The 12,685-nt window shown below is 54.4% G+C and carries 10 protein-coding genes; all 10 read left to right on the forward strand.

Annotation, left to right across the window (positions count from 1 at the left end; all coding sequences use genetic code 11):
* Nucleotides 1–20 precede the first annotated feature (20 nt).
* The 10 genes from EDM57_RS08265 to EDM57_RS08305 all read left to right on the forward strand — a co-directional run bounded on the left by EDM57_RS08265 (nt 21) and on the right by EDM57_RS08305 (nt 12,641).
* Complete coding sequence (locus EDM57_RS08265; RefSeq protein WP_122904278.1) at nt 21–1,067, forward strand: glucose-1-phosphate thymidylyltransferase; 1,047 nt, start codon at nt 21–23, stop codon at nt 1,065–1,067.
* On the forward strand, nt 1,064–1,867 hold the full coding sequence (locus EDM57_RS08270) for a glycosyltransferase family 2 protein (RefSeq protein WP_122904279.1): 804 nt from the start codon (nt 1,064–1,066) through the stop codon (nt 1,865–1,867). The genes EDM57_RS08265 and EDM57_RS08270 overlap by 4 nt, the downstream gene beginning before the upstream one ends.
* Nucleotides 1,864–2,814: an NAD-dependent epimerase/dehydratase family protein gene (locus EDM57_RS08275; RefSeq protein ID WP_122904280.1), complete on the forward strand. Its 951-nt coding sequence runs from the start codon at nt 1,864–1,866 to the stop codon at nt 2,812–2,814. The genes EDM57_RS08270 and EDM57_RS08275 overlap by 4 nt, the downstream gene beginning before the upstream one ends.
* A 24-nt stretch (nt 2,815–2,838) precedes the next feature.
* A complete protein-coding gene (locus tag EDM57_RS08280) occupies nt 2,839–3,915 on the forward strand; it encodes a glycosyltransferase (protein WP_122904281.1) in 1,077 nt (358 codons plus the stop codon).
* A gap of 9 nt (nt 3,916–3,924) precedes the next feature.
* The gene (locus tag EDM57_RS08285) at nt 3,925–5,211 is read left to right on the forward strand and encodes a UDP-glucose dehydrogenase family protein (protein ID WP_122904282.1); all 1,287 of its coding nucleotides are present in this window, start codon (nt 3,925–3,927) and stop codon (nt 5,209–5,211) included.
* A gap of 153 nt (nt 5,212–5,364) precedes the next feature.
* On the forward strand, nt 5,365–7,176 hold the full coding sequence (gene pepF, locus EDM57_RS08290; RefSeq protein WP_122904283.1) for an oligoendopeptidase F: 1,812 nt from the start codon (nt 5,365–5,367) through the stop codon (nt 7,174–7,176).
* Nucleotides 7,145–7,426, forward strand: coding sequence for a hypothetical protein (locus EDM57_RS22975; protein WP_148039100.1), 282 nt, complete (start codon nt 7,145–7,147; stop codon nt 7,424–7,426). Before pepF ends, EDM57_RS22975 begins: the two co-directional genes overlap by 32 nt.
* Nucleotides 7,423–8,646 (forward strand): efflux RND transporter periplasmic adaptor subunit, encoded by a 1,224-nt coding sequence (locus EDM57_RS08295; RefSeq protein ID WP_122904284.1) that lies wholly within the window; start codon nt 7,423–7,425, stop codon nt 8,644–8,646. The genes EDM57_RS22975 and EDM57_RS08295 overlap by 4 nt, the downstream gene beginning before the upstream one ends.
* Before the next feature lie 3 nt (nt 8,647–8,649).
* Nucleotides 8,650–11,745, forward strand: coding sequence for an efflux RND transporter permease subunit (locus EDM57_RS08300; RefSeq protein ID WP_122904285.1), 3,096 nt, complete (start codon nt 8,650–8,652; stop codon nt 11,743–11,745).
* Nucleotides 11,746–11,852: 107 nt separating this feature from the next.
* Entirely contained in the window at nt 11,853–12,641 is a 789-nt protein-coding gene (locus EDM57_RS08305) for an SDR family oxidoreductase (protein WP_122904286.1), read from the forward strand.
* Nucleotides 12,642–12,685 lie beyond the last annotated feature (44 nt).

Genomic DNA, 12,685 nt, shown 5'->3' on the forward strand with positions numbered 1-12,685 from the left:
ACAACTGGGGAGTGATACTTGTGAAAGGGTTAATCTTGTGTGCTGGACGTGGTACGCGACTGCACCCCTTTTCCTATTCTCAACCAAAAACCCTCCTCCCTGTGGCCAATCATCCGGTTTTACACTACTGCATCAGCAAACTGTGTGAAGTGGGTGTGCATGACATCGGTATCGTCATCCACCCTTCCCAAGTGCAGATTCCTCCCTTGGTGGGCAATGGTAGTCAATTTGGGGCTACCATTACTTTTATCGAGCAGGAGGTGCCGCTTGGAATCGCACATGCTGTCCAATTAGCGCAACCGTTCCTGCAAGACGAACCGTTTATTTTGTTGCTTGGTGACAACTTGTTGATGGATTCGCTGCACGGGCTAATGCGTGCGTTTACCAGTGAAAAGTCAGACGGTGTAGTGATGCTAAGTGAAGTGGAGAGACCACAGGATTACGGGATCGCCGAAGTCAAGAAAGGGCGTCTGGTCTCAGTCGAAGAAAAACCTCGCCAGCCGAAGAGTAATCTGGCTGTCATAGGTGCATACCTGTTTACCCCTCCCATTTTTGAGTCGATTGCTACACTGCAGCCATCCGCCCGTGGTGAATATGAAATCACGGATGCGATCCAGTCGATGATTGATCGCGGTTATCATATTGCGCATGCGCTTGCGAAGGGCAAGTATTCCGATGTGGGAACGATTGATCGTTGGCTGGAAGCAAACCGTTGGATGCTGGCAAAAGATTTGGGCCAGACTCATCACATTGGCAATCGGTCCGTCGTCACGAACTGCGAGATTGTCGGACCAGTGCTGATCGGGGAAGACTGTCACATTGAAAATTGTCGCCTTGGTCCATACGTTTCGATTCAAAATGGGGTGCATCTGAAAAACTGTGCACACATTGAAAACAGCATCCTGTTGGAAAACAGTTCACTCATGGACGTCGCCTGGAGCGTTACGGACAGCGTTTTCGGAAGATCGTCTTATTTGAGAGGGCAGTCAGCGAGTTCAAGCGGCATCTTCATCTTGAGTGACAAGTCATCGATTCGCATTCCAGGTGTGAAGAGGGAGGACACATGAACCCAACCTTTACCGTGGTCATCCCGACGTACAACCGCGCCAAGTTCATCCGCAAAGCGATCAACAGCGTTTTGAAGCAGACGTCAAAAGACTGGAAGATGTTAATCATCGACGATGCCTCAACCGACAATACGAGGAAAAAGGTAGAGAAGTATTTGTACCACCCCAACATCACGTACTACCGGATGGAAAAAAACTCCGGCATCGGAAAAGTGATGAACCAGGCACTGTCCATGGTTGACACGCCATACCTTTTGCAACTGGATTCGGACGACTGGCTGCCCAAACGGACGCTGGCGATCATCAAAAAGTACATTCGCAAAAGCAAAAAAAGTACGGCGCTTTTCTATGGCAACGTCAAAATCTGGCGAGTGCGGCGCGGGAAATATTACAACCCGTTTCTCGTCAAGCACAAGCATTTTCGCAACAAATACCAGTTTTTGAAGTACAACCGCTGGATGGTTGCGCCGCGCTGCTACCGGGTCGAGGCGCTTCGCGAAGTGGGAGGGTGGGATACCTCCGACAAATACGAAGGCCGGATCATGGAGGATCGGCGCATCATTTTGCGGCTCATCGAAAAATTCCGCGTCCGGTATATCAATCGCAAGCTGTACAACCGGACGAAGCACAAAGGCCAGCTGACCGACAAAAAGATGAAGCGGAGACGGAATCATTTACGCAAAAAAACGTTCAAATATTACCTCAAACGCTGGGGCAACAAGTACAAAGCGGTCTATGGCTACAAAGATGGCTATCTCATCATTAAACGGTTGAAGAAAGTGAGGCGGCGGAAGCGATGACAAAGGCACTTGTCACCGGTTGTGCTGGTTTTATCGGGTCGCATCTGACCCAGCGCTTGCTGAAAGACGGGGTGACAGTGATTGGCGTCGACGGGTTTGTCGATAACTACGACGTTGCTGCCAAGCTCCGCAATCTGGCAGAGATTGGGAGCCATCCCGCCTTTACCTTTCATTCAACCATGCTGCAGGCAGAGCGGTGGAACGACTGGCTGGACGGAGTGGATGTCGTCTATCATCTGGCTGCGCTGCCGGGCGTGCGAAACAGCTGGGGCAAGGCATTCTCGGAGTACGTCAATCACAATATTCTGGCTACCCAACTGCTGCTGGAGGCGTGTCTGCAAAGGCCAAAGCCACCAGTCATCGTCGTTTCGTCTTCCTCCTCCGTGTACGGAACGATGCAAGGGACGCTGACGGACGAATCCGCCCCGCTTCGGCCCGTATCGCCTTATGGTGTCACGAAGGAAGCGATGGAGCAGGTATGCTCCGTCTACGTCAAAGCGTACGGCCTGCCGATCACGATGCTGCGCTACTTCACCGTGTACGGCCCAAGGCAGCGGCCGGACATGGCTTTTCACCGCTTTTTCCGGCAAATGATGAAGGGAGATCCCGTGGTCGTGTACGGGGATGGCCAGCAATCGCGTGACTTTACGTACGTGACGGACGCCGTGGAAGCAAACATATTGGCGGGACGCCACGCTGCACCGGGCGAGATTTTCAATGTGGGTGGAAATCGTGAAATCAAGTTGATCGACGTGTTGCACATCATGGGTAAGCTCATGAACGTCACGCCGAAAATCAGCTTTCAGCCCGGCCCGGCAGGCGACTCGTTGCGAACCTGCGCGGACATTCGGCTGGCCGAGCAGCGTTTGGGATACCGTCCGCAAGTTTCCCTGGAAGAGGGGCTTCGCCGGCAGTTGGCGGATATGCGTTTTCATCCTAGAAGCTAAATTCGAGAACAGGAGGCCGGTTGCATGCATCGGGTCCTCGTCTATCGGAGAAAATTCCTGCCCAGAAGCGAAACCTTCATCTACGAGCAATTGCTCGGGCATCAGAGGGTCAAACCTGTCGTGCTGACCAGACAGCGGCCGTTCAACCGAAAACAGTTTCCGTACTCGCCAGTCTACGTGCGCAAGACAATGGCGGGTCTGACCCGCTGGCTGAAACGAAAAAAAATCAATTGCTTGCATGCGCGGTTTGGTCCGGCCGGACTGGAACTGCTTCCGTACGCCAAAAAAGCGGGCCTGCCTTTGATTACCTCCTTTCACGGCTTCGATGCGACCAAGCGCGTGCGGCAAAGCCCGCGTTATCGCCGTGCGTTGAAGCGATTGTTCCGCAAGGGCAAGGCGTTTACTGTCGTCAGCGACTACATGAAAAGGCGGCTGATCCGCCTGGGCTGCCCGGGTGGCAAGATCACGCTGATCCGCTCGGGCATCGACCTGCGCAAATTCCCGATGCTGCCGCCCCAGCCGGTTGAAGATGGCGAGTACAGGCTGCTCAGCGTCGGACGGCTGACGGAGAAAAAAGGCATGGACACGTTAATCAAGGCGTTCGTGCAGGTGCATCAAAAACATCCGAAGGCCAAGCTGATAATCGTAGGCGACGGCGAGAAAAAGAAAAAGCTGCGCAGCATGATTAAAAAATACAAGCTGGGCAAGCACGTCGTCCTCAAGGGCGCTTTGCCGCATCAGGCAGTGCAGCGCGAGCTGGCGAGATGCCACCTGTTTGTCATCGCCTGCAAAACGGCGAAAAACGGCGACCAGGAAGGGATCCCGAACGTGCTGATGGAAGCGATGGCGTCCGGCAGACCTGTCATTTCCACGTATCATGCGGGCATTCCCGAACTGGTGAGCCATGGAGAGACTGGCTATCTCGTCCCGGAGCGCGCTCCGACGAAGCTGGGCAGGATGATAAACCACGCGCTGGCCTCTGCTCATGAATGGCCGGAAATGACGGCGCGGGCGAGGATGAAGGTGGAGAAAAACCACGATATTCACAAGCAGCGTCTCAAGCTGGAGGAGCTTTACTTGCAAATGATGAAAAAACGATGAGGTGAAGTGATGAAAGTTGCCGTTATCGGTACTGGCTACGTAGGGCTGACAACTGCTGTCTCCTTGGCCATGAACGGGCATCAGGTGATCGGCATCGACCTGGTCGAAGCAAAAATCGTCAAGCTCAGGCAAGGGATTTCCCCGATCTACGAGCCCGGATTGGAGGAAGCGTTGAAGCAGGTGCTGACAAACGGCGCCCTGGCTTTTTCCACCAAACTGCAGGATGCCGGGGACGCGGACGTTTTCTTTGTTTGCGTCGGCACACCGGAAGCAGAAGACGGGACTGCTGACTTGCGCTATGTGTACAGTGCCGTAGCTGCGATCAAGGAGATACACCAAGCCTCGCCGAAAAGCCGAGTCATCGTCATCAAAAGCACGGTGCCAGTAGGGACAGGCGACAAGGTAGCCGAGCTGCTCAGCGGCTGCCAGGAGCTGTCGGTCGCGTCCAATCCGGAGTTTTTGCGAGAGGGTAACGCACTGTTCGATGCACTGACGCCGTCGCGGATCGTCATTGGAGCAAGCGAGCCAAAAACGCGAGAGGTCATGGAAGAGCTGTACAAAGGAGTGAGCGCTCCGCGTGTGGTCACCACCCGAGCGAACGCCGAGCTGATTAAATACGCCTCCAACGCCTTTTTGGCGACGCGCATTTCGTTCATGAACGAGCTGTCGAGGCTGAGTGCGGCGCTCGGAACTGATATGGTAACGATTGCGCACGGGATGGGCCTGGACAGCAGAATCGGGCCGGAGTTTTTGCGGGCGGGCGTCGGCTATGGCGGCTCCTGTTTTCCAAAGGACACCATTGCCTTGCTGCAACTCGCGGCGCAAAACGGCATTTCGCTCAGCATCCTGGAGCAAGTGCGCAAGGTCAACGCGACACAGCCTGTCTGGTTTTTGGAGCAACTGCAAAAATTCGTGCCCGACTGTCGCGGCAAGCGGATCGCCGTCCTGGGCTTGGCTTTCAAACCGGATACGGATGACATCCGCGAGGCACCATCTCTTTCCATCCTGAAAGCGCTGGAGGAAAAGGGAGCGGCTGTTTTTGCCTACGATCCGATTGCAGCGGACACGGTGCGGCAGAAGTTTCCGAACGTTTCATATACGAATACAGCTGATGAGGCCATGCAGGGGGCACATGCTGCGCTGTTGATAACCGAGTGGAAAGAGTGCGTGCAGCTTGATTGGGCAAAAATTTATCAGAGCATGGCTCAGCCCGTGCTGCTGGACGGACGCAATGCGTGGCCGGCCGAGCTTGTCAAGCAAGCCGGGTTTCAGTATTGCGGAGTAGGGAGAAGCTGACTTTTCCAATGGAGAAGCTCAGCTTTTTTCTTTTGCCTGTGAAAAAGGATCGGCCAACTGTGCTAATGATTTGAACAAGTTGGCATAATACGGTAGGATAGTCACATATGGATGATTTGACCATCTTGTGCAAATGACGAGGGAGTGATCGCGGTGAACAAAAGCAAAACGTTGCCAAAACGAAGTGACGTCCCCGCTGAATACAAGTGGCGGTTGGAAGATATTTACGCAACCGACGCGGACTGGGAAAAAGATGTGCAAAAGGTGAAGCAACTGACCGAGCAGATTGCTGCCTTGAAAGGGACGCTGGCACAATCCGGGGAGCAGTTGCTCGCAGCGCTGACCTTGCAGGATGAGTTGCTGAAAACGCTCGATACCGTCTATGTTTACGCGCGCATGCGCCGCGACGAGGACAATGCGAACAGCACGTATCAGGGATTGACTGACCGGGCTACCAGCCTCAGCACGCAAGTATACGGGGCGATCGCGTACATACAGCCGGAAATTTTGTCGATCCCGACCGAACAGCTGGAGACGTGGATCAAGGAAACAAAGGGGCTCGACCACTACCGGATTATGCTGGACGAGATTACGCGCTACAAGCCGCATACGCTTTCCGCAGAGGAAGAGGCGCTTCTTGCCAACATGAGCGAGCTGGCTTCTGCTCCGTCCAAAATTTTTGGCATGCTGAACAACGCCGACCTGAAGTTCCCGATGATTACGGACGAAAACGGCGAAGAGGTAGAGCTGACCAAAGGACGCTATACGCAGTTCATGGAAAGCAAGGATCGACGCGTGCGCAAGGAAGCCTTTGAAGCGCTGTACGCCACGTACGGCAAGTTCCGCAACACGATTGCGGCATCGCTGACTTCGTCGATCAAGAAAGACGTCTTTTACGCCCGGACGCGCAAGTATCCGTCCGCGCTGTATGCGGCTTTGTTTGCGGACAACGTGGAGGTGTCCGTATACGACAACCTGATCGCGACGATCCGTGAGCATTTGCCGCTCATGCACCGGTACATTGCCCTGCGCAAAAAGCTGCTCGGCGTAGAAGAGCTGCACATGTACGACCTGTACGTGCCAATCGTGCCCGAGGTCGAGATGAAAATTCCGTACGACCAGGCGGTAGCCACGATCAAGGAAGCGCTGCATCCGCTCGGCGAAGAGTACGGCCGCGTGCTTGCCGAAGGCTTTTCCAACGGCTGGATTGACGTGCACGAAAACGAGGGCAAGACGAGCGGGGCGTATTCGTGGGGCGCGTACACGACGCATCCGTACGTGCTCATGAACTACCAGGAAAACGTGAACAACATGTTCACACTGGCGCACGAGATGGGCCATGCGCTGCACAGCTACTACTCCAATCAGGCACAGCCGTACACGTACGCCGATTACAAAATTTTCGTGGCCGAAGTGGCATCGACGCTCAACGAAGCGCTGCTGATGCACCACCTGTTGCAGACCACGACTGACAAAAAGCAGCGGATGTATTTAATCAACTACTACCTGGAGCAATTCCGCGGTACCGTTTTCCGGCAAACAATGTTTGCCGAGTTCGAGAAGATCGTACACGAGAAGGAGGAGCAGGGAGAGCCGCTGACAGCCGACTCGCTCAGTGCGATTTACCGCGAATTGAACGTCGCATACCACGGACCGGAGATGGTCGTGGACAGCGAAGTAGACCTGGAGTGGGCGCGTATTCCGCACTTCTACCGCAACTTCTACGTCTACAAGTACGCTACCGGATTCTCTGCTGCGACCTCGTTGTCCAAGCAGATTTTGGAGGAAGGACAGCCGGCTGTGGACCGCTACCTGCAATTCCTCAAAGGCGGCAGCTCCGACTATCCGCTCAATCTCTTGAAGAAGGCGGGCGTGGACATGGCTTCTCCGGCTCCGATCGCGGAAGCGTTGAGCGTGTTCAAAGGCTTGCTGGATGAAATGGAACAGCTTCTCGCAGAAAAATAAAAACGTTGCCGCAAGAAGACAGTCAAGCACAGAAGCTCGGCTGTCTTCTTTCTTTTTAAAAAATGGAAGGAAAGCCAAAAAAACGCAACGGTCTGCTATTTTATTCGTATATATTTATGAACTTGCGGGGTTGTCTTCTCCGTCCCAAGGCGGAGACGAATTTCCAACCGTTGACTGTTTTGCGGCAAAGGCAATTTCTGGCACAATTACGCAAGGAAATGATTGCAAACATTTGGAGGAATCATTGTGAGAAAACGGGCATCAATCATTATGGCCTCTCTTTTGCTGGTTGCAGCCGGCTGCGGAGGGCCGGCAGCAGAGCCTCCCGCGCAGGTGGAGGCCAAGGCAAAAGTCGTTGAGGTGGTGAAAGTACAGAAAGCTGCACAACCGGTCATGCTGCAAGTAACCGGGATGGTGGAGGCGAAGCGTGACGCGGAACTTCCATTCGGCACAGGCGGAACGATCTCGGCCATTCAGGTGACGAAAGGGATGAAGATTGCACAAGGACAACTTTTGGCAACACTGGATTCGCGTTACTACCAAAAAGAAGTGGAAGCCGCTGCCAGCCAGGTAGAAGAGGCGACTGCACGCAAGACGAAGGCGCTGAAAGGCGCGACGGCAGAAGCGATAGAGCAGCAGCGTTTGCAAGTACAAAGCGCCGAGAGCCGTCTGGAAAAAGCGAAACAGGACCTCGCAGCGGGGGAAAAGCTGTTTGCTGGCGGGGCTATTTCGCAGACCGAAATAAATGATTTGAGACGCGCCCTGACCCAGGCGGAAATTTCCGCGCGCGACGCCCAACTGTCGCTCGCCGAATTGCAGCGTGGAGCACAGCCGGAGGACATCGCGATGGCGAACGCTTCGATCAAGGCAGCAGCCGGACAGGTGGAGCGGGCGAAAAAGAGTCTGGATGATGCGAAAATTCAAGCGCCGTTTGCCGGAACGGTTGTAGAAGTATACAAGCAGGCGGGCGAACAGGCTTCTCCAGGCGAGAAAATCATCCATCTGGTTGACTTGACCGAGGTGAAGGTCACACTCGATGTCACAAGCGATCTCATCAGCCAATTCCAGGAAAAGACGAAGGTACAGGCGGTATCCGATGACGGCAAAAAGAGTCAGGGCACGATCAGCTTCGTGTCACCCGTCGTAAACAAGGAGACAGGCAAGTACCGCGTCGAAGTGACGATTCCAAACGCCGACGGCTACTGGCGCGGCGGAATGGCTGCAACCATTGAGGTTCCGCGCAAGGTAAACGGGTTTTTGGTGCCGCTGGAAAGCGTCGGGGTAAGCTCTGCCCAACACTACGTCATGGCAGTGGAAAACGGCCTGATTGTGAAAAAGGAAGTCAAAACCGGACAAATGGTCGGCGATCAAATCGAGATTCTCTCAGGTGTCAAAGAAGGCGACCAGCTTTTGCGCAGCGGTATTACGTTCTATGTCGAGGGGCAAAAAGTAGAGGCGAAGGGAGAATAGCGCATGAACAAGATGATTCTCTTTTTGCTGAAACGGCGCCTGATCGTCTATCTGTTTACCTTTTTGCTCGTCATCGCCGGACTTGGCTCCCTGTTCAGCTTTAACGTAGAGCTGGTTCCGAAAACAAACTTCCCGATGCTCTCTGTCAACATTTCAGGCGGGGCGCTGCCTCCGGAAGAGATGGAAGAGAAGATTACGAAAAAAGTAGAGCAGGAACTGAAATCGATTGCCAATGTGAAAGAATATTCGTCTACGACAGGTACCGGCTACGTCAACATCCAGATCACGGCCGCAGAAGGGCAAGGCGAAAAAGTCAAGCAGGACGTGCAAAATGCCGTGAACCGCTTGCGCAACGGGTTCCCGAAAGCCGTTGACAGCGTCAGCGTGAATCAGATGAACTTCGGGGATGAGCAAATGATCGACTACGCGCTGGTCGGAGCCGATCCACAGGCAATGCTCAGTCTGGCGAAAACGACGATCAAAGACCGGATCGAGGAGGTGCCGGGCGTCAAGGAAGTCTCCGTATCCGAGCGCAGCTTCGAAAACAAGATTGCGATCACGTTGCGCCCAGACAGGCTGAACGCGTATCGGACTACTCCCCATGAGGTAATCGCGCAACTGCAGGAGACAAACTGGAAGCAAGCAATTGGCACACTGGAAAATACGGGTTTTGATACCGTCGTCATGATTGACAACACGTACAACTCCGTTCAGGAGCTGAATGCGTTGCCGATTGTGACGCCAAACGGCACGGTTACGCTTGCACAGCTTGCAACTGTCGAGGATTGGCGCGGAAAAGTAAAAGATTCGGTAGCGCTGACCAACGGAAACGTATTCGTACACCTGAGCGTATCGCGCGCCGATGGCAGCGATCTGATTACGACACAGCGCAAGGTCGAGGAAGTTGTCCGCGGGATCAATGCGGAAGCGAATGGCAAATACCAGATGAAAGTCATGTTCGAGGCCGTTTCGTACATCGAGCATGCGGTGACAAACCTCAGCCGTGACGTTTTGCTTGGTGGCGCATTGGCGATCATTATTTTGTTCGTGTTTTTGCGCAACTGGCGGGTGACGCTCGTTATTGCGACGACACTGCCGATGTCCGCGCTCATGACGTTTATCGCCATGAAAATTGGCGGCTACAACATCGACATGGTCAGCCTGCTCTCGCTCAGCTTGTCCGTCGGCCTGATTGTCGACGCCGCGATTGTCGTATTGGAAAGCATCTACCATTTCCGGGAAAAAGGCGAGCAACTCAAGCAGGCGATTATCAAAGGAACGCGAGAGGTTTTGACGCCTGTTTTCACCTCGCAGCTCACAATCATCGTCGTCTTTTTGCCGCTCGTCTTTGCCGACTTTGAAGACTGGCTCAAGCCAGTTTTGGCGACCATTGCCTTTACCGTTTCTTCTGCCATTATCGCATCGACCATCGCCGCTTTCTTTTTCGTCCCGGTCTTTTCGGATCGATTTTTGCAAAAGGACAAAAATGTTGCGTTGGAGGGCGAAGGCAAGGAGCATGCCATCAACCGCCTGTTCAGCAAACTGTTGAATCTGGCCTTGCGCCACCGAATCAAGACAGTCATCTTTGCGATCCTGATGTTTGTCGGTGCGGGTGTGCTCATGCCGTTCATGAAGATGGGGCAAGGCATTAACCCGAATGAAAACTTCATTTTCGCCACGCTGGATATGCCAGTCGGCTCCACTCTGGAGCGTTCGCAAAAGGCCGCATTGATCGGGGAGGAAGCGCTGCGCGGCATCCCGGAAGTAAAAGACGTGTTTTTCTTCTCCTCCAGCTCGGGGTCGGAAATTTTCATCTCGCTCGTGCCCAAATCGGAGCGCACGCGCGACAAGGAAGTGCTGACGGCCGATATTAACGACCGCCTCAACGCGATTCCTGGCATTGAATCGATCTCCATGACGTTCGGACAGCAAGGGGCTTCGGCACCGATCCAGCTCGACGTCATCGGGGATGACATGGAGCAGATGCGCAAAATCGCAACAGATGTCGAGGGCATGCTGTCCACCATACCGGGCGTGACCAATATTCGCAACGACTTTAAAGAAGGCAAGGAAAAAATCACGCTCATTCCGAAGCAGGACGCGCTCGCCAGACTCAACGTCGATCACCGCTCCCTGCTCCAGCAACTGAGTGTATGGATTGGCAACCAGCAGATCACGTCGATCACAAAAGACGGGATCGAGGTGGACGTTGTCGCCAAAATGCCGGACGACTGGCTGAAGCACCCGGAACAGCTCAAGCAAATGATGGTGACAGCCAAGGACGGCTCCCAGGTACCGCTGATTGACCTTGTAGACTGGTACTACAGCAAGTCTCCGATTACGCTGTTCCGTGAAAAAGGCGAACGGATTGTCACGGTCTCTGCCGAACTGCAAGGAAGCGACCTGGGAACGGTTGGCCGCGAAATTGATGCGAAACTGCCTGGCCTGGTCGTTCCGGCCGGATACAAGGTGGAGATCGCCGGGAAGCTGAAAGAGCAAAGCGCCAACCTCGCGCAAGGGATTTTCGTCTTCGTCGGCGTGATCGCGTTGATCTACGTCATCATGGTGGCGCAGTTTGGCCGTCTCTCCCAGCCGTTTATTATTTTGCTGACGATTCCGATGGCGCTCGTCGGCGTGGTGATGGGCTTCGTGCTCACCCAGCGAACGTTTGGCGAAATGGCGATGATCGGGATTATCATGCTGGTCGGAATCGTCGTGTCCAATGCGATTTTGCTGATCGACCGGATCAACCTGCTGCGCGACCGCGGAATGGAAACGGCCGAAGCGATTGTACAAGGCACGAAGGACCGCGTTCGCCCGGTTATCATGACAAAGCTGACGGCGATTCTGGGGATGCTGCCGATGGGACTGGCAATGGCGGAAGGCTCCGACCTGGAGGCGCCGCTCGCGACAGCCGTTATTTCCGGCTTGATCTTCCACACGATGGTGACGCTGGTGCTTGTCCCTGTGCTGTACTCGTTGTTTGAGGGAGCCAAGGAAAGACGGCTCGCCCGCAAGGCAGCACGCCAGGCCAAACGGGAAGCAAAACGCATGGCAAAGCAAGCCAATAACAGCCATATTTCTAACAAAGAGATGTAACGGTGAAAAAGAGAAGGGGAGGGCGCTTTTTGCCCCTTCTCTTTGCTTTTCGTTCGTCTGAAAGTTCTGTAGAATATAAAGCAAGTACCTTGAAAGGAGCTTTGCACATGGACTTGCAATTGCAGGGCAGGACAGCTCTCGTGCTTGCCTCGACAAAAGGCCTGGGAAAAGCGACCGCGCTCTGCCTGGCGCAGGAGGGGGCCAATGTCACCATCTGCGGCAGAGACGAGCAGGCGCTGCAAGCCGTGCGCGCCGAAATTGAACAGGCAACGGGCCGATCTCCGCTGGCAGTCCAGGTGGATGTCACCAGACTGGGAGACATCGAGCGGGTCGTGCAGGAAACGGTTCGCCACTTTGGCAGCCTGGATATTCTCGTCAACAACTCGGGCGGACCTGCGACCGGAAAATTCGATCAGCTGACTGACGAGCAGTGGATTTCCGCCTTTGAGCTGAACCTGCTCAGCTACGTTCGCGCCATTCGCGCTGTTTTGCCGCACATGCGCGCCAGACAGTTCGGGCGAATCGTCAATTTTGCTTCCTCTTCGTTCAAGCAGCCGCTGGAAAACCTGATTTTGTCGAATACGTTTCGCACGGGAGTTCTGGGGCTGGCCAAGACACTTGCCGCTGAGCTGGGGCCAGATGGCATCCTCATCAACACAATCGGTCCGGGACGGATTGCGACAGACCGGGTACAGCAGCTCGATGGGCTGAGCGCGGATGCGCAGGGAGTCAGTGCTGATGAAGTCCGGCAAAACTGGGAAAAACAAATTCCGGTTGGCAGGTACGGCCAGCCTGATGAGTTTGCGCGCATGGTGACTTTTTTGGCATCGCCTGCCAACAGCTATGTCACGGGTCAGTCCTTCCTCGTGGACGGGGGATTGGTTCGGGCGATTTAGGGGCATGACCGAAAAAACGCCGAACAGGCAAAAGGGTAGGAGGT

Source organism: Brevibacillus gelatini (assembly GCF_003710935.1).
Classification (GTDB): domain Bacteria; phylum Bacillota; class Bacilli; order Brevibacillales; family Brevibacillaceae; genus Brevibacillus; species Brevibacillus gelatini.

What these genes read in the sequence shown, in the direction of transcription:
- EDM57_RS08300 (WP_122904285.1), top strand. Translation starts at nt 8,650, where the DNA reads ATGAACAAGATGATTCTCTTTTTGCTGAAACGGCGCCTGATCGTCTAT.
- EDM57_RS08270 (WP_122904279.1), top strand. Translation starts at nt 1,064, where the DNA reads ATGAACCCAACCTTTACCGTGGTCATCCCGACGTACAACCGCGCCAAG.
- EDM57_RS08280 (WP_122904281.1), top strand. Translation starts at nt 2,839, where the DNA reads ATGCATCGGGTCCTCGTCTATCGGAGAAAATTCCTGCCCAGAAGCGAA.
- EDM57_RS08275 (WP_122904280.1), top strand. Translation starts at nt 1,864, where the DNA reads ATGACAAAGGCACTTGTCACCGGTTGTGCTGGTTTTATCGGGTCGCAT.
- EDM57_RS22975 (WP_148039100.1), top strand. Translation starts at nt 7,145, where the DNA reads ATGAAATGGAACAGCTTCTCGCAGAAAAATAAAAACGTTGCCGCAAGA.
- EDM57_RS08285 (WP_122904282.1), top strand. Translation starts at nt 3,925, where the DNA reads ATGAAAGTTGCCGTTATCGGTACTGGCTACGTAGGGCTGACAACTGCT.
- EDM57_RS08305 (WP_122904286.1), top strand. Translation starts at nt 11,853, where the DNA reads ATGGACTTGCAATTGCAGGGCAGGACAGCTCTCGTGCTTGCCTCGACA.